A 16,249-nucleotide genomic window follows, 5' to 3' on the forward strand; every position below is an offset into this window, starting at 1 on the left:
GATGGATGGATGCCACCTTCTTCCTCGACCCGGTCTGCCCGTTCACGTGGCGGACGTCCCGCTGGCTGGTCTCGGTAGCCGAAGCCCGCTCGCTGACCATCGAGTGGCGCGCGTTCAGCCTGACCATCCTCAACGGCGGTCGGATCGACCCGATCATGCAGGAGTCGATGACCGCGTCCAACCGGTCGCTGCGCCTGATCGAGGCGCTGCGGGCGGAGGGCCGGGGCGACGACGCCGGCCGGTTCTACGCCGAGTTGGGCGCCCGTAGCCACGACGCGGGCAACCCGCTGTCGGCCGGTATCGTGGCCGCCGCCGTCGAGGCGGCCGGGCTGGAGAAGTCCGCCGAGGCGCTGGACGACGAGCGGTGGGACGCGGCGGTCGCCGAGTCGCACGCTCTGGCGTACTCCTCGGCCGGCCCGGACATCGGTTCCCCGGTGCTGATGGTGCCCGGTGCCGAGCGGGGCATCCACGGCCCGATCCTGACCGAGGTGCCCGCCACCGCCGACGCGGTGGCCGTCTGGGACGCCATGCTGCCGCTGGTGAAGCTGCCGGCGTTCCACGAGATCAAGCGCGGTCGCCGGTAACCCCGACCGTCGTCCGTGTCGACCGCCCCGGGCGCGGCAGCCGCCCCGCCCGGGGCCGACCGGCGCCCAGCTCACCGGCGGGCCGACCCTGGGACGCCCTACCCGAAGCGTCCCTGGTCGACTACCGTTTCGGGTGCCAACCGCCAGCGTGTCGCCGTCGTCGTCGATTCGCCTGAAACCGACTCAGTGCCCACCCGATCGGTCCGTCTTTACGGATTCCGCAGCTCCCGGTGGTTCGGGTTGGGCAGGATCGTCTTCAACGAGGAGGTGCCGCCGTGCAGGACACCCGCGCCCTCACCCTGTCGTTCGAGGTCAATGGCCTGCCCCCGGTCAAGACCGAGGCCCTGTCGATCTTCGCTGCCGGGCACCGGCAGGCGACCCGGGTCCGGGCGCTGCTGGAGGCGGCCTGCGCCGCCGCGCAGCGTACCGGTTGGACCCCGCTCACCGGTCCGGTCGAAGTGGACCTGACTCTGCGTTGCCCGCCCGGGCACCGCACCTCGGACGCCACCACCCTGCTCGGTGGGGTCTGCGCCGTACTCCAGGACAAGAAGCGGGTCGCCAACATCGGCCTGGCCCACCTGGGGGTGCTCGTGGATGTCGCGCTCTACCAGGACGACCGGCAGATCCGGCGGTTGACCTACCGGGAGGAGCCGGCGGAGGAGATGTCCTACGCGGTACGCGTCACCGCCATACCCAACGTGGTTTGACCGACGGCCGCGGTGGGGTACCGCGGACGCCGACGAAGGGAGCGCCGATGTCGGAACCACATGTCACGCTCGACCCGAACGGGCTCACCCCGATGCAGCAGAAGCTGCGTGGCCCGCTGGAGGAGCAGCTGACCTCGGCGCTCAGGGCGGCCACCGAACGGATCCGCGCGGACTACGCGGGTGAGCCGGTGGAGGAGGTCTGCCGGCGACTGCTCGACGAGACCCGGCACGGCCTGCACCCGGACATCGCCGCCAGCTGGCAGCCGGACATGGGCGAGTTCTGCCGGGTCGCCGTGTCGATCGTGCGCGGCGACGCCGGCTGACCCCCCGTTCGGCTCAGAAGTGGTGCAACAGCCCGGCTCGACGCCGCGTCAGCAGGGGCTGAGCGATCGCCGGGAGCGGCCCACCGGGCGGGCCGCCATCTCCCCGGCGTACTCCCGGGCCAGCTCGGGCAACCGGTAGTGGCCGGGGCCGACCGGATCGGCCAGGTGCACGTCGACCAGTTCCTCCAACGCGCGCCAGGCCCGCTGCCGGGACACACCGAGGTGGACCGCCGTCTCCTCGGCGCCGGCCGTCGGACCGGGCAACTCACCGAGCAGCCGGAACGTCCGGGCCGCCAACTCGTCGCTGGCCCGGACCAGCTCGTAACCGGTGGCCAGGCTGTCCCGTACCGACAGGTCGCCGTAGACCAGCGAGTCGAGCCGGTGCCCCGGGTCGGTGAGCTGCTCGACCAACATCCGGATCGGCCAGTCCGGCCGGGCGGCCAGCCGCGCCCCGGCGATCCGCAGGGCCAGGGGCGAACCGTCGCAGAGCCGGATCAGCTCGGCGGCACCGGCCGGGTCGGCGGCGAGCTGCTCGGCCCCGACCAACGCACCCAGCAACGACCGGGCGTCGGTCGCGGACAGGCCGCTCACCGGCACCCGGCGTACCCCGTCCAGGCTGGCCAACCGGCGTCGGCCGATCACGATCAGACCGGGACCGGGCGCGGCCGGCACCAGCGGCCGGACCTGGGCCGGGCTGCTCACCCCGTCCACCACCACCAGCACCCGCCGGCAGGCCACCATCGAGCGGTACCGTCCGGCCCGCTCGTCGACCCGTACCGGCATCTCGGCGTCGAGCAGCCCGAGCGAGCGCAGCGCGCGGGCCAGCACCTCACCGGCGGGTACGGTCGGCTGGTCGGCGAGGTCGATCCAGACCTGCCCGTCGGGGAAGTCGGCGGCGAGCAGGTGCGCGGCGCGTACCGCGAGGGTGGACTTGCCGCTGCCGCCGGCACCGCAGACGACCACCGCGGCTGGCGCGGGCGGTGCGGCGTCCCGCACGGCCGCGACCACCGCCGCCACCTCGCGGGTACGCCCGACGAAGCTGACCAGGTCGGCAGGGAGTTCCCGGGGGCCGGTGGGGCGTGCCTCCCCGGCCGATTCCCGGACGGTCAGGCCGGTCCGGGGCGCGGTCAGTTCCGGCGCGCGGTCGAGGACCGCCCGGTGCAGGTCGACGAGTTCGGGGCCCGGCTCCATGCCGAGCTGGGCGGTCAGGACGGCCCGGGCATCCCGGTAGGCGTTCAACGACGCGGCCGGATCGCCACTGCGGTAGAGGGCGATCATCAACTGCCCCCAGGCCCGCTCGCGCAACGGATGGCGGTCCAGGTGCCGGCGCAGGCCGCCGACCAGCTCGCTGTGCTCGCCGCCGGCCAGTCGCGCCTCGGTCAGGTCCTCGACGGCGTGCAGGCGGTCCTCGTCCACACCGGCCAGTACCGCGTCGAGTGCGGTACCCCGGGGCAGGTCGTCGCCGGCCGGGCCACGCCACAGGCCGAGCGCGGCGGTGAGCCGGCGGGCCGCCACGTCGATCCGACCGGCGGCGAGTGCGGTCCGGCCTTCGGCGGTCAACTGCCGGAACGCGGTGACATCCAACTCGTCCGGGGAGAGGGTCAACTGGTAGCCGCCCGCCCGGGAGACGATCCGGTGCCCGAGCACCCGACGCAGCGCGGCGGCATGGTTCCGGAGATTGGGTACCACCGACTGGGGCGGCGGACCGGCCCAGGCCAGTTCAGCCAACCGGTGCAGCGGGACCGGTTGGTTGGCGTCGAGCGCGAGCCCGGCGAGCAGCGCCCTCCGCTTCGCCGAGCCCAACGCCACGGCCTGACCGTCACTGTGCAGCTCAACCGGACCGAGCAGTTTCACGTCGACACGCACGAGCCGCTCCCCCGTTCGACGTTCAGCGCCGCCCCAGGCTAGGAGCAGCGGCTGAACCGGACAAGGTGTGGTATCGCCCCGGACGGCGTGATGAATGTCTAGGTCGAAAAGTGCTATTTCGACGTAACATTTCGGCACCCGTTTACGCTGTCGGTTGGTCACCCCGCTCCAGATCTTGGTGCCCAACGGCCCTTCGCGGGGCCCTTTCCCACCAAGATCTCGGCCCCGGAGGCGATCGGCCGGCTCAGGCAGACCCGTCGCCACGGGCCGGGTGCTCCGTCGTCGCATCTGCACCGCCGGCGTGCTGCTTACGCTGCCGCCATACGGTGAGCTGGGCCCGGGCCATGGCCACCCGGGGACACCAGCCGTCCGGGCCACACCGGCGGCACCGGTTGCGCTGGTGGAAGTCGAGCACATAGCCGGCGAGCTGGATGATGAACGGCGGCTCAGCCACGGTGCGCGCCCGGTCGTTGGCTGACCCGCTGGAGACCACCCCTGGTCAGCAACGGGGTGTGGCGCGGGAAGACGTAGGTGCGCTGGTTCCACGATGGCCGGTCGGGTCCCGGCCGCCCCTCGTCGGCATCGCTGTCGGGCGGCTCGTCCGCCTCCTCGGGCCGGGCGGGGCGGCCGTAGCTGCCGGCGCGGTGTGGGTATTCGGTGGCCGGGCCGATCTCGTCCACCACGCCGTTCCGGCGCTGGAACCATTTCCATTTCATGATCGGGTCCTTTTTGGATGGTCGGTGAATGGGCGACACGGCGCCAGGCGTCCAGCGGGGGAAGACCAACCCCTGACGCCGTGCCGCCTGCTACTTTTCCGTACGATCAATTCGGTGTGCAATCGTTCGGCAGCGAGCTGACTGCACTTTCTGGCTGTTGCGGCATATCGGATATCACGCCGGGCGTAATTGTGCGTCAATATGAGACACCATGGAGGAACGTCGATGACAGAAGCCGGATCGACGGTGCCACGCCGACAGCTCGGCCGGTTGCTCCGCCAGTCCCGGGAGTCAGCCGGCATCGGCCTGGAGGCCGCCGCCGCCGAGTTGGAGTGGTCCCGGGCCAAGATGTACCGCATCGAGTCCGGGCAGACCCCGGTCCGGACCCTCGACGTGGAGCAGATGTGCCGGCTCTACGACGCGTCCGCCGAGCTGACCGGGGTGCTGGTCGGGCTGGCCCGGGAGAGCAAGGCGAAGGGCTGGTACCACGCCTACGGCGAGATCATCCCGGCCTGGTTCGAGCTGTTCGTCGGCCTGGAGGCGACCGCCCGCCGGATCCGCACCTACCAGCAGGCCCTGGTACCCGGCCTGCTCCAGACGCCGGAGTACGCCACCGCTGCGGTCCGGACCACGCCGGGACTCACCGGGGCCGAGGTCGACCGGACGGTGGAGCTACGGATGGAGCGGCAGCGGGTGCTCTCCCGCCGCCGCCCGGCAGCCCCCACCCTGGAGGCGATCGTCGAGGAGGCGGTGTTGCACCGCCGGCATCCCGGCATGGCCCGACAACTCGACCACCTGATCACGGCCAGCGAGCAGCCGAACGTCTCGCTCCGGGTGCTGCCGCAGGGCTGCCCGCCCTCACACGCGGCGACCGCCGGCAGCTTCGTCGTCTTCGACTTTCCCACCGTCGGCGCCCGGCCGGCCGAACCGACCACCATCTATCACGAGTCGCTCACCGGGGCGCTCTACCTCGACCGGGTTGAAGAGGTGCGCGCCTATGCTGAAACCTGGAATGCCTTGACTGTCAACGCGTTGAACGAGGACGACTCCCGCAAGCTGCTGGAGACCATCAAGGAGGAGCACCGTGCCTGACCTGACCGGCGCGATCTGGCGCAAGAGCACCCGCAGCGGTGGTCAGGGCGACTGCGTCGAGGTCGCCGACAACCTGACCGGCATCGTCGGCGTACGCGACAGCAAGGACCCCGACGGCCCCGCCCTCACCTTCACCCCCACCGCCTGGACGGCCTTCCTAGACACGGTCAAGCGCGACCGCTGATCTGATCAACCCGGTTCGCCGGCAATCAGGATGTCCGCGCAATCGGGGTGTCCGCGCAATCCGGACACCCCGATTGCCGGCGTCTCGTGTTGCCCTCCCCGATGGAGCCGGTCGGGATCCGGCATGGGGTACGCGAACGCTGTCGAGCTGCACCGTTTGTGCTAGCGCGCTCCCCCGCTGATGCCTGGGGCCCGGCTCTGCGTCGGCGCCAGCCCCGACCTCAGTCCAAGCCACCGCCCCGGTCCCGGCCTCGGTCCCGGTACCGGCCTCGGTCCCGGTCCCGGTCCCGAATCCACGTCGGATTCGGGCAGAGCCGCCGCACGTGCTAGCACAGATGGAGCAGCTCGACAGGCTCACCATCTGCCCTACCGGTCGTCGCGCACCGCCGGGGAGCCGGTGCAGGCAACGAGGCGGACCGGTTCGGTGGTCTCGACAAGCGTGTTGGGTTCGACGACGAGGCGGGCGAGGGCGGTGGCGGAGCCGCTACGGAATGCGCCTTCGTCTGCGGGGATGGTGGCCTGCCACCTACCGGCGGTGGTGCCGTCGGTGCACGCCGGGATCACGCCGAAGCCAAAGCCGGTGACCAGGGGAACCCGGCGGACACGCTGGCTGAGGTGGACCTCGATGTAGGCCAGCCCACGCTCGGTGCCGCAACGGTACGTGCCACCGATGGTGGCGGTCGCTGCGCGAACGTCGACGGTGCCGAACGGGTTGACGGTGATCGGCCGAGGCCGGGCAGCAGCGGCGGCGGCGGCCGGCGGGACACCGAGCAGGCCGGCGGTGGCGAGGCACACCGCGAGAACGAGGCTTCCGAGTCGTCCAACCGAGCGCATGCGCTGGCTCCTGTCTCTGGGGGTGCTGTCGCGTTGCGGGTCGGGTCAGCATCCCACCGGCAAGAGCCCGGAACTGCTGGATCTCCGACAGAACATGGCTCACACCGACTGCCAGGGGATCAACCAACCGCAGCCCCGGTTGATCATGAAGTTATTGCCACTCTGATCGGCGTGTCGTGACAATAACGTCATGATCAACGCTGACGGGTGGGGGCGCGGGTGGCGAGGCCACCGACGAGCAGCGCCAGGGCAGCGAGGTGCAGCAGCCGTACGATCGTCGGCGCTGGCTGGCCGGCGGCCGGTAGGAACGGCAGGGCCCCGAGGCCCGCGACCAGCACCACGGCTGCGGCCCGCCAGAAGGTACGGGGATCAACCGGCTGCGGGGTCGACGTGGGGTGCCCGGACGCGAGCAGCGTGGGGTGACGGGCGATCCGGACGGCCATGGCGATGACGACCAGGGCGCCGAGAACGGTGCTGGTCAGGTCGGAGAGCGTCCACCATGGGATCCCGCTCACCTCGCGCCACGGCCGACCGAGCAGTACCGCCACCCAGTGGTCGGTGTGGGTGAGTCGGTCCCAGCCGAGGTGCGTCGCCGCACCGAGCAGGGCCGAGGCCACGGTGATCCGCCACGGGTACCGGTGGCCGCTGAGGGCCCGGTAACGACGCCAGCCGAAACGTCCGCCATCGGGTAGGTGCACGGCGACGACCCCGGCGTAACGGCGGACGACCCAGGTGTAGCAGAGCGCCACCGGCAGGCACCACCACAGCAGCCCCGACCAGGAGTGCGTGTCCCCGAACGGATGACCGTGCCGCCCGGCGGCCAGGTACGCGGCATCCGGGGCGACCGCACCGGCGACCAGGGCGACACCGTCGAACCAGGTCGGTCGCCAGAGCTTCAGCGGCAGCACCGGCGCGAGATGCGACGGAAAGGTCAACGGCACCCGGTGGACCCTATCCGGACGGGGTCGACCAGCGGGGCGGCAGCTCGTGGCACCGCCCCGCTGATCTCATCGGTTCCGTGGTCGGCCGTACCCGGCCCAGATTGGTCGCGCACCCGCCAACCTGGCCACCGGATCCGGCCGCCCTCCGGACCGGGCCTACTTCGGCGCGCTGCCGAAGGCGCTGGACAGGTACGCCCGGGAGTCGGCGATCGCGCCCTCGATGATCCGGGCGGCCTCGCGGGCCTCCTCGGGACGGTGGCTGGCCTGCACCTGAAGCCGGAACCGGGACGACCCGGTCGGGGTCACCGGGAACTCCACCATGAACGCGAGTACGCCCCGGTCGAAGAGCAGCCGGTTGGCGATCCGGGCCAGCTTCTCGTTGCCGATCAGCAGCGGCACGATCGGCGACGGCTCCCCCATGCAGGTCAGCCCTCGGCTGGTCAGCTCGTCGCGGAGGGCATCGATCGCGGTGAAGAGCTGGCCGCGCAGCACGTCACCCTCCGGGGACCGGATGATCCGGGTGGCCTCCAGCACCACCGCGGTCTGCACCGGGGAGAGCGCGTTGGAGAAGAAGTGCGAGCCGCCGAACATCTTGATGTACTGCTTCAGCGCGGGCGACCGGGAGGCCACGAACCCGCCGTTGGAGCAGAACGTCTTGGAGAAGGCGCCCATCACGATGTCGACGCTGCCGAGCAGGTTCTGTAGGCCGAGCACGCCCGTGCCGCCCGGTCCCATCGAGCCCAGGTCGTGGGCCACGTCGACCAGCAGCGTCGCGTCGTACTCCCGGCAGATGGCCTGGAGGGTGACCAGGTCCGGGTAGTCCGCGTCGACGGAGAAGAGTCCGTCGGTGACCACCAGGATGCCGTTGCGGGTGTCCCGGGCGCGGATCTCAATCAGGTGCTGGCGGACCGCCTCGACGTTGAGGTGCTCGTAGCGGACCATGTTGCGGGTGGCCGCCCGGGCGCCCTGCTGGAGGCAGGAGTGGGCGAGCCGGTCGATCACGATGTGGTCCTCCTGGCGGACCAGCCCGGTGATCGCGCCGAACCCGGCGGCCCAGCCGGTCGGGTAGAGCGTGACGTGTTCGAGCTGCACCAGGTCACCGAGGGCGGCCTCCAACTCGTCGGAGATCCGGGTGTTGCCGAGCACCATCGGTGAACCGGCGCTGTGCGGGCCGTAGTCGCGCATCGCCCTGGCCGCCGCCTCCCGGATGCCCGGGTGGGTGTTGAACGACAGGTAGTCCTGCGAGTTGAAGTTGATCCCCCGGGTACGCCGGCCCAGGTCGTTGGTGATCTGCGCGATGCTGTCCGGCGCGGCCTCCAGCACCCGGGAGTACTGCCAGGTCTCGGTACGGCGACGCGCCTCCACCCAGTCGTAGAAGTCCCCGGTCCGGTTCAGCAGGTTGCGCCCGGCCGGGCGGTAGAAGTCGTACGCGTTCTTGTCCAGCGCGAACTCCTCGTCCGGGTCGACGGGGTTGCGCAGGTGCGCCGGCTCCCACATCTCCGCCAGGTCGGCGATCACCTGGTTGAGTTCGTCAGGGGATCCGTCCAGCGAGGCGAAGTCCTCCCACGGGATGTGGCCGGCCCAGTTGCGGGTCATCTCGGAGACCTCGGCGGCGGTACGCGCCATCGTCTCGACGTCCCCGCAGCGTGCCGCCTTGAGGATGATCTCGATCAGCTCGCCGTCTTCACGCTGGTTCAGGTCGGTGGTCACGGTGGTTCTCCTGGGCTCGGGTCAGCGGTGGCGGCGGGTCAGGCGAAGGGGTTCTGCTGGTACATCCGAGTGGTGGCGGCGAAGTCCTCGAAGATCGAGTACCCCGCGGAGGACTCCTTCGCGGCGTCGTTGAGCTGGAAGAGGTTGGACGCCTGGAAGAACTCCGAGACCGGTGCGATGTCGGCGTGGGTGGCGATGAACCGGTCGATCTCCTGCTGGTTGCCGCGCAGCGCGACGAAGAGTTGCAGCTCGTCGTGCCGGTACGGGCGCATCTCGGCCAGGGTGCAGACGTAGTCGTAGTAGGCGGCGGCGTTCTGGCTGCGGCGGCGGGTCTCGTAGGTGGTCATCGCCTCGTCGATCGTCGCCTCCCCGGTGAACCAGCGGTGCAGTGCGGCGCTGGTCAGCTCGGCGTCGCGGAAGGCGTGGGTCATCCCGATGGCGGTGCACTGGTCCTTGAAGCACTCGGCGTCACCGACCAGTACCCAGCCGGGCCCGTGCAGCGGCCGGAGGAAGGCGGCCTGGTCGAGGGTGCCGTAGATCCGCTCCATCCGGGTGCCCCGGGTCCGGACCACCTCGCCCAGTTCGGGGCTGACGAAGTCCAGTGCCCGCGAGAAGTTGCCCGGTACGTCGCGCCGGAAGTCCCGGGACCACTCGCTCGGTCCCCAGACCAGGACCATGTTCTGCTCGAAGTTGGTGGGTACGACCGCGCAGGCGAGCCGGCCACGCCGGTGGATCTGCCCGAGGCCGAGGTCGAAACCGGCGTAGTAGGTCCAGTAGGCGAACGTGCACCGGGGCCGCTCGTCGTACTTGGGCAGGTTCAGGGTGCGGGCGACGAAGGAGTTGCGGCCGTCGGCGCCGACCACGATCTTGGCCCGTTCCTCGACCAGTTCACCGTCGACGGTGCGCCCCCGGATGCCGACCACCCGGCCGTCGGAGACGAGCAGTTCCCGTACCGTGAAGTTGGTGCGGACCTCGGCGCCGGCCTTGGCCGCAGCCTCGACCAGGATCTGGTCCAGGACGAGGCGGCGCACCGAGGCGTAGGTCTGCACGACACCCGAGTCGTCGCCGTGCAGGTCCCGGAAGTACTCCCGCAGCAGTTCCACCGGCACCGAGCCGGTCAGTTCGATGCCGTCGTTGACCAGCTTCATCGTCGAGTGCGACGGGGTGACCGCCAGCACCTGGTCCATCACCCCCCACCGGTTCAGGTAGGACATGCCGTGCGGCCAGAGGAAGTGGGTGGAGATGACGTCGCTGGGGAAGGCGGCCCGGTCCACCACCAGGACCCGGTGGCCCTGGCGGGCGAGCAGCATCGCAGTGGACGCACCCGCGCAGCGGGCGCCGATCACAATCGCGTCGTACATATATGTCTCGACCCTTCTCTGACGTCGCGAACGTGAGCAGATCAGGGGTGGGTCCGGATTTGCGGACCCACCCCTGATCAGACCGGGTTAGGTGAATGACCCGTACGGATTCGATGACCGCGGGCAGTCGATCGCCGGTGAGCATAACGTACGTCCACAGTGGATCTTCATTGCTCACCGGCGGCGGGATCGACGCGAATACGTCAGCCGTCCGGCGGCGGTCAGTCGTCGGCCACCGGTACCGGGATCTCCGGCACGCCCGGCTGGAACTGGGCGACCACCACCGTCTCCCGGCGTTCCTGGAGGTCCGGGCGGAGCCGACCGCCCCGGGTCAGCATCACCATCCCGTGCAGGGTGCTCCATCCGACCTCGGTGAACGCGTCGAGGTCGGTGCAGACCGCCAACGGGGTGAGCGTCTCCCGCAACTCGGTGAAGGCCGCCTCCAGCGGCGGCGGCCCGTCCAGGTCGGCGAACGGCAGATCCGGGGTGAGGGCGAACATCGCGTCGTAGAGCGCCGGGTTGCCGTTGGCGAAGTCCAGATAGGCGGCGACCACCGCGGTCCAGCGGTGCTGCGGCTCGTCGGCCGACGAACGGGCGACGCGCAGGGCGGCGGCGAGTTCGACGTACCCGTCGACCGCCACGGCGGCCATGACGGCCTCCCGGTCGGTGAAGTGCTGGTAGAGGTCGGACTGACCGCAGCCGGCGCGTTCGGCGAGGCGGCGGGTGGTGACCGCGTCCCAGCCCTCCGCCTCGGCCAACTCCCGGGCCATCCGCACGATCAGTGTCGGCCGGTCGGGGTCGTCCGGGTCGGCGGGCGGATCCGCCACGGCGGATCCGGTATCGGGGTCGCGCTCCTGATCGGACACCCCAGGATGCTAACGCCGCAGGCCGGTCGAAACCGTCTCATGTCCGACTCAACGTCGCCCCTTCGGGTCCTTCTCCGCGCGTAGGGTGAGGATCAGGTCGGCCACCAGCGCCGTCCAGCCGGTCTGGTGCCAGGCGCCGAGCCCGGCCCCGTTGTCCCCGTGGAAGTACTCCGGGAACGCGATCAGGTCGCGCCAGTCGGGGTGGGTCTGGAAGAGCTGGCAGGCGCCGTAGATCGGGCGACGGCCCCAGTCGTCCCGGGTGAACAGCGCGATCAGCCGCTCGGAGAGGTCGTCGGCGATCTCGTCCAGGGTGCACTTGGTCCCGGACCGGGTCGGGTACTCCACCTGCACGTCGTCGCCGAAGAACGCCGCGTAGTCGCGCAGCGCGCTGATCAGCAGGAAGTTCGTCGGCATCCAGATCGGACCGCGCCAGTTCGAGTTGCCGCCGAACAGGCCGCTGGTCGACTCGGCCGGTTCGTACCCGACGCTGAACTCCTGCCCGCCGAGGGTCACCGAGAACGGCTTGTCCAGGTGCGCCCGGGACAGCGTCCGCAGCCCGTAGTCGGAGAGGAACTCGTCCGGGTCGAGCATCCGGGTCAGCAGCCGGATCACCTGTTCCGGGCCGACCATGGACAGCAGCCGCTGCTGGCGGCCGTCCGGCCCGAGCCGGCGGGCGCCGAGCACGTCGGCGTACCCGGGCCGGTTGGCCAGGAACCAGCGCAGCCGGGCGCCCAGCTCGGGCAGCCGGTAGAGGGTGGTCGAGGTCAACCGGGTGGTCGCGGCCAGCGGCAGCAGCCCGACCACGGAGCGGACCTTGAGCGGCACCTGGCTGCCGTCGGGCAGCCGCAACACGTCGTAGAAGAAGGCGTCCTCGTCGTCCCAGAGCCCCTGGGAGTACGCGGCGGCGGCGATGTAGGTGAAGTGCTCGAAGAACTTCGTGGCGATGTCGGTGTAGGTGGCGTCGTGCTGGGCCAGCACCAGCGCCATGTCCAGCATGTTCAGCGCGTACATGGCCATCCAGCCGGTGCCGTCGGACTGCTCCAGCACCCCGGCGACGGGCAGCGCGGCGGACCGGTCGAACGGGCCGACGTTGTCCAGCCCGAGGAAACCGCCCTCGAAGACGTTGTTGCCGCCGGTGTCCTTGCGGTTGACCCACCAGGTGAAGTTGAGCAGCAACTTGTGCATCACCCGGGCCAGGAAGTCGTGGTCCTGGCGGCCGTCGATCTCGAAGACCTTCAACGCCGCCCAGGCGTGCACCGGCGGGTTGACGTCACCGAACGCCCACTCGTACGCCGGGATCTGCCCGTTGGGGTGCAGGTACCACTCGCGCAGCAGCAACAGCAGTTGGTCCTTGGCGAACCCGGGATCGACCCGGGCCAGGCTGACGCAGTGGAAGGCCAGATCCCAGGCGGCGTACCAGGGGTACTCCCACGGGTCCGGCATGGAGATCACGTCGAAGCTGTTCATGTGCCACCAGGCGCTGTTGCGCCCGTGCCGGCGCCCGGCCGGTGGCGGCGCGGAGCCCGGGTCGCCGTCGAGCCAGCGCTGCACGTCGAAGTGGTAGAACTGCTTGCCCCACATCAGCCCGGCGATCGCCTGCCGGGCCACCAGCGCCTCGTCCGCGCTGGCCGCCGCGGGGATGACCCGCCGGAAGAACGCGTCGGCCTCGGCCCGCCGCGCCCAGTACACCGCGTCGAAGCCGGCCCCCAGGTCGGCGGCGGGCGGCCGGCTGCCGCCGGGTGGCGGGGCCGTCCGGGTCAGCCGCAACCGGATCCGCGCGGTACCGCCGGCCGGTACGTCCAGGACGTAGTGCAGCGCCCCCTTCGTCCCCTCCCCGGCCGGGTTGACCGTGTCGGCGCCGTTGACCACGTGGTCGTTGATGCCGTCCTTCGGGTACGGCGTCCGCCCCGGCAGCCCCCAGAGCCGCTCGGTGTTGGTGTCGTTGTCGCAGACCAGCGGGGTCGGGTCACCCTCGCCGGAGAGGGCGATCTGCCCGAGCACCCGGTGCTCGCCGACCAGCCGGGCACCGTCGGCGACCAGGGTGGGGATCCGGTCGCTGCCGGGCAGCCCCCACGACCAGGTGTTACGGAACCAGAGCGTGGGCAGCACGTGCAGGGTGGCGTCGGCGTCACCCCGGTTGGTCACGCTGACCAGCAGGCACATGTCCGTCGGGGACGCCTTGGCGTAGTCGACGGTCACCGCCCAGTACCGGTCGTCGTCGAAGATCCCGGTGTCGACCAGCTCGTACTCGGTGTCGTCCCGGCCGCGCAGGCCGTTGACCGAGACGAGTTCGTCGTACGGGAAGGCGGCCTGCGGGTAGTGGTAGCGCCAGCGCATCCAGGAGTGGGTGGGCGTGGAGTCCTCGTACCACCAGTAGTCCTTGGCGTCCTCGCCGTGGTTGCCGCCGCCCCCGCCGAGGCCGAACATCCGCTCCTTGAGGATCGGGTCGGTCCCGTTCCACAGCGCGAGGGCGAAACTGAACGTCTGCCGGTCGTCGCAGACGCCCGCCATGCCGTCCTCGTTCCACCGGTAGGCTCGGGACCGCGCGTGGTCGTGGGGAAAATAGTCCCACGCTGTGCCGTGTTCGCTGTAGTCCTCCCGTACCGTCCCCCAGGCCCGTTCCGAGAGATAGGGACCCCATGCGCGCCATTCCTGCTCACCCGAGTCGGCCTGCGCCAGTCGGGCCCGCTCGGCGTCGTGGGCGTCGTCGGGCTGCGGCACATCGGTGATCACTGGCACATCCTCAACCGTCTCCGGGTACATGACCACACCCATTGTGACCATGGCGTGTTACACGCAATCGCTGGAGGAGAAGTGATCCCAATCAGCTTCGGGTCCCAGGTCTGCGGCGACGAGACCGCCGGGGCCGCCCGGGAGTGGCTGGTCACCGACGGCCGGGGCGGCTACGCCATGGGTACCGTCAACGGACTGCGCACCCGCCGCTACCACGGGTTACTGGTGGTCGCCGGGGAGACCCCGGCGGTACGCCGGGTCGGCCTGGTCGGTTTGGACCCGGCCGTGGTGCTCCCCTCCGGCGCGCAGGTGCGCCTCGGCGCGCACGAGTGGGCCAACGGCACCGTCGACCCGCGCGGGTTCGAGCTGCTGGAGGAGTTCACCCTGAGTGACGGGGTGCCCCGGTGGCGGTGGCGGATCGGTGACCTGGTGATCGAGCGCGAGCTGGCCATGACGTACGGCCGGTCCTGCGTGGCGGTCACCCACCGGCTGGTCTCCGGCGGGCCGGTCCGGCTCGACCTGTCCGCGGTCTGCACCTGGCGGGACGCGCACGGGGAGCGGCGGGCCGACGGGCCGACGCCCCGGATGGAGCCGACCGCCGACGGGGCGGTCGTCGAGGGGGCGTTCCGGCTGGCCGGGCCGGGCTGGGAGCCGCACGGGCAGTGGTGGCTGGGGGTCCGGCACCGCGAGGAGGCGGCGCGCGGGCTGCACCCGCAGGAGGACCTCTGGTACGCCGGCCGGTTCTCCGGTGCGCTGGAGTTCCCCGGGGACACCGTGTCGGTGCTGGCCTGGGCGGACGACCTGGCCGAGGCGCCGCCCCCGGCGCCGGAGGTGATCGAGGCGGCCCGGCGGCGCAACCGGGCGGTGGTGGCCGCCGCGAAGCCGGCCGACGCGGTGGCGGCGACGCTGGCCCTGGCGGCCGACGCGTTCGTGGTACGGACCTCGACCGGGCCGGACGTGGTCGCCGGGTACCCGTGGTTCGGTGCCTGGTCGCGGGACACGATGATCGCCTACGAGGGCCTGTTCCTGCACACCGGACGCGCCGACGAGGGGCGCGAGCTGCTCCGGTCGTACGCCGCGACGCTGTCGGAGGGGATGCTGGCGAACACCGCCGACACCGGCCGGGTGGAGTACAACACGGTCGACGCGACGCTGTGGTTCCTGCACGCGGTGAGCCGGCACGTCACCGTCACCGGTGACACCGACCTCGGTGACGAGCTGCTGCCGGCGCTGCGCGGGGTGGTCGACGCGCACCTGGCCGGCACCCGGTACGGCATCCGGGTGGACCCGGCCGACGGCCTGCTCACCCAGGGCGCCCCCGGGGAGGCGCTGACCTGGATGGACGCTCGGGTGTACGGGGTGCCGGTCACCCCCCGGGTCGGCAAGCCGGTGGAGGTCAACGCGCTCTGGGTGAACGGGCTGGCCGGCCTGGTCGAGCTGGCGGAACTGGCCGGGACGGACGCGGACGGGCTGAAGGGGGCGCACGCTCGGGCGCTGGAGTCGTTCCGTCGGCGTTTCCCGTCCCCGCTCGGCTGGCTGTACGACGTGGTGGACGCGCCCGCCCCGGCGTACCCGCTGGGCGGCGCCGCGCACCACGACGACGACCTGCTCCGCCCCAACCAGTTGCTGGCCTGGTCGCTGCCGTACGCCCCGCTGACCCCGGACGAGCCGACGATCCGCCGGATCGGCGCGGAGTTGCTGACCCCGCTCGGGCCGCGCAGCCTGGCCCCCGGTTCGGAGGGGTTCACCGGGCGGCACCGGGGCGGTCCGGCCGAGCGGGACGGCGCCTACCACCAGGGCACGGTCTGGCCCTGGCTGCTCGGGCCGTACGTGGACGCAGCCCGGCGGGCCAAGATGTCAGTGGATACCTTGTTCGCTGGCATTCATTCCCATTTGACGGAATTCGGGCTGGGGTCGGTCAGTGAGACGGCGGACGGCTCCGCTCCCCATGCCGCAACCGGCTGCCCGTTCCAGGCCTGGTCGGTCGCCGAGGTGCTGCGCGCCCGCCGGACCGGATAGTCGACGGCAGGTCGGGATGCCGGCGGCGGCGCACCGGTGACGCGGCCACCGGCCGGGCACGCGTTACACGGTCGCAACGACAGCGTCTCCGCCGGTTCTCCGGAGCCCGGCACGATGGACCTCGACCCGATACGACGCACGGGCACCAACGGCGGTGCCGGTTGCGGCGTGCCCGCCGACGACCCTCAGGGGACCGCATGTCACCGGACGCCCACGTCATCGACATCCAGTCCAGCCGGCGCCAGCGGGTGCTGATGCTGTCCTGGGAGTACCCGCCGGTGCTCGTGGGCGGCCTCGGCCGGCACGTGCACGCC

15 protein-coding genes are annotated in these 16,249 nt (G+C 71.3%); 6 read left to right on the top strand and 9 right to left on the bottom strand.

What is annotated here, in order from left to right:
- Nucleotides 1-5 precede the first annotated feature (5 nt).
- From V6U90_RS26260 to V6U90_RS26270, 3 genes are all read left to right on the top strand, one after another.
- Nucleotides 6-584 carry a mycothiol-dependent nitroreductase Rv2466c family protein gene (locus V6U90_RS26260; protein WP_334442010.1) on the top strand — a complete coding sequence of 193 codons (579 nt, stop codon included), beginning with the start codon at nucleotides 6-8 and terminating at the stop codon, nucleotides 582-584.
- A 275-nt stretch (nucleotides 585-859) separates the two neighbouring features.
- Nucleotides 860-1,291, top strand: a complete 432-nt coding sequence (locus tag V6U90_RS26265; RefSeq protein WP_334442013.1) for a hypothetical protein — start codon at nucleotides 860-862, stop codon at nucleotides 1,289-1,291.
- A 47-nt stretch (nucleotides 1,292-1,338) separates the two neighbouring features.
- Nucleotides 1,339-1,614, top strand: coding sequence for a hypothetical protein (locus V6U90_RS26270; protein ID WP_334442016.1), 276 nt, complete (start codon nucleotides 1,339-1,341; stop codon nucleotides 1,612-1,614).
- A gap of 48 nt (nucleotides 1,615-1,662) precedes the next feature.
- On the opposite strand, the gene V6U90_RS26275 is transcribed toward V6U90_RS26270, so the two are convergent.
- The 3 genes from V6U90_RS26275 to V6U90_RS26285 all read right to left on the bottom strand — a co-directional run bounded on the left by V6U90_RS26275 (nucleotide 1,663) and on the right by V6U90_RS26285 (nucleotide 4,196).
- Entirely contained in the window at nucleotides 1,663-3,480 is a 1,818-nt protein-coding gene (locus V6U90_RS26275) for an AfsR/SARP family transcriptional regulator (RefSeq protein ID WP_334442018.1), read from the bottom strand.
- A gap of 244 nt (nucleotides 3,481-3,724) precedes the next feature.
- Nucleotides 3,725-3,934, bottom strand: coding sequence for a hypothetical protein (locus tag V6U90_RS26280; protein WP_334442020.1), 210 nt, complete (start codon nucleotides 3,932-3,934; stop codon nucleotides 3,725-3,727).
- Nucleotides 3,927-4,196 (bottom strand): hypothetical protein, encoded by a 270-nt coding sequence (locus tag V6U90_RS26285; RefSeq protein ID WP_334442022.1) that lies wholly within the window; start codon nucleotides 4,194-4,196, stop codon nucleotides 3,927-3,929. The genes V6U90_RS26280 and V6U90_RS26285 overlap by 8 nt, the downstream gene beginning before the upstream one ends.
- A gap of 225 nt (nucleotides 4,197-4,421) precedes the next feature.
- Between V6U90_RS26285 and V6U90_RS26290 the strand changes: the two genes are divergently transcribed.
- Both V6U90_RS26290 and V6U90_RS26295 read left to right on the top strand, forming a co-directional pair.
- Nucleotides 4,422-5,288: a helix-turn-helix domain-containing protein gene (locus tag V6U90_RS26290; protein WP_334442024.1), complete on the top strand. Its 867-nt coding sequence runs from the start codon at nucleotides 4,422-4,424 to the stop codon at nucleotides 5,286-5,288.
- Nucleotides 5,281-5,472 (top strand): DUF397 domain-containing protein, encoded by a 192-nt coding sequence (locus V6U90_RS26295; protein WP_334442026.1) that lies wholly within the window; start codon nucleotides 5,281-5,283, stop codon nucleotides 5,470-5,472. The genes V6U90_RS26290 and V6U90_RS26295 overlap by 8 nt, the downstream gene beginning before the upstream one ends.
- A 365-nt stretch (nucleotides 5,473-5,837) precedes the next feature.
- On the opposite strand, the gene V6U90_RS26300 is transcribed toward V6U90_RS26295, so the two are convergent.
- The 6 genes from V6U90_RS26300 to V6U90_RS26325 form a co-directional block, all read right to left on the bottom strand.
- Entirely contained in the window at nucleotides 5,838-6,305 is a 468-nt protein-coding gene (locus tag V6U90_RS26300; protein ID WP_334442029.1) for a DUF6299 family protein, read from the bottom strand.
- Nucleotides 6,306-6,499: 194 nt separating this feature from the next.
- The gene (locus V6U90_RS26305) at nucleotides 6,500-7,246 is read right to left on the bottom strand and encodes a DUF4184 family protein (RefSeq protein ID WP_334442032.1); all 747 of its coding nucleotides are present in this window, start codon (nucleotides 7,244-7,246) and stop codon (nucleotides 6,500-6,502) included.
- Nucleotides 7,247-7,402: 156 nt separating this feature from the next.
- Nucleotides 7,403-8,956 carry an aminotransferase class I/II-fold pyridoxal phosphate-dependent enzyme gene (locus tag V6U90_RS26310; RefSeq protein WP_334442035.1) on the bottom strand — a complete coding sequence of 518 codons (1,554 nt, stop codon included), beginning with the start codon at nucleotides 8,954-8,956 and terminating at the stop codon, nucleotides 7,403-7,405.
- Nucleotides 8,957-8,994: 38 nt separating this feature from the next.
- Entirely contained in the window at nucleotides 8,995-10,317 is a 1,323-nt protein-coding gene (locus V6U90_RS26315) for an NAD(P)/FAD-dependent oxidoreductase (protein WP_334442038.1), read from the bottom strand.
- 221 nt (nucleotides 10,318-10,538) lie between these two features.
- Entirely contained in the window at nucleotides 10,539-11,183 is a 645-nt protein-coding gene (locus V6U90_RS26320) for a TetR/AcrR family transcriptional regulator (RefSeq protein WP_334442041.1), read from the bottom strand.
- A gap of 48 nt (nucleotides 11,184-11,231) precedes the next feature.
- Complete coding sequence (locus V6U90_RS26325; RefSeq protein WP_442933676.1) at nucleotides 11,232-13,946, bottom strand: MGH1-like glycoside hydrolase domain-containing protein; 2,715 nt, start codon at nucleotides 13,944-13,946, stop codon at nucleotides 11,232-11,234.
- A gap of 51 nt (nucleotides 13,947-13,997) precedes the next feature.
- On the opposite strand from V6U90_RS26325, the gene V6U90_RS26330 reads away from it, so the two are divergent.
- Nucleotides 13,998-15,935, top strand: coding sequence for an amylo-alpha-1,6-glucosidase (locus V6U90_RS26330; RefSeq protein WP_334442045.1), 1,938 nt, complete (start codon nucleotides 13,998-14,000; stop codon nucleotides 15,933-15,935).
- Nucleotides 15,936-16,249: the final 314 nt, after the last annotated feature.

This window comes from Micromonospora sp. CPCC 206060, assembly GCF_036906895.1.
GTDB lineage: Bacteria > Actinomycetota > Actinomycetes > Mycobacteriales > Micromonosporaceae > Micromonospora.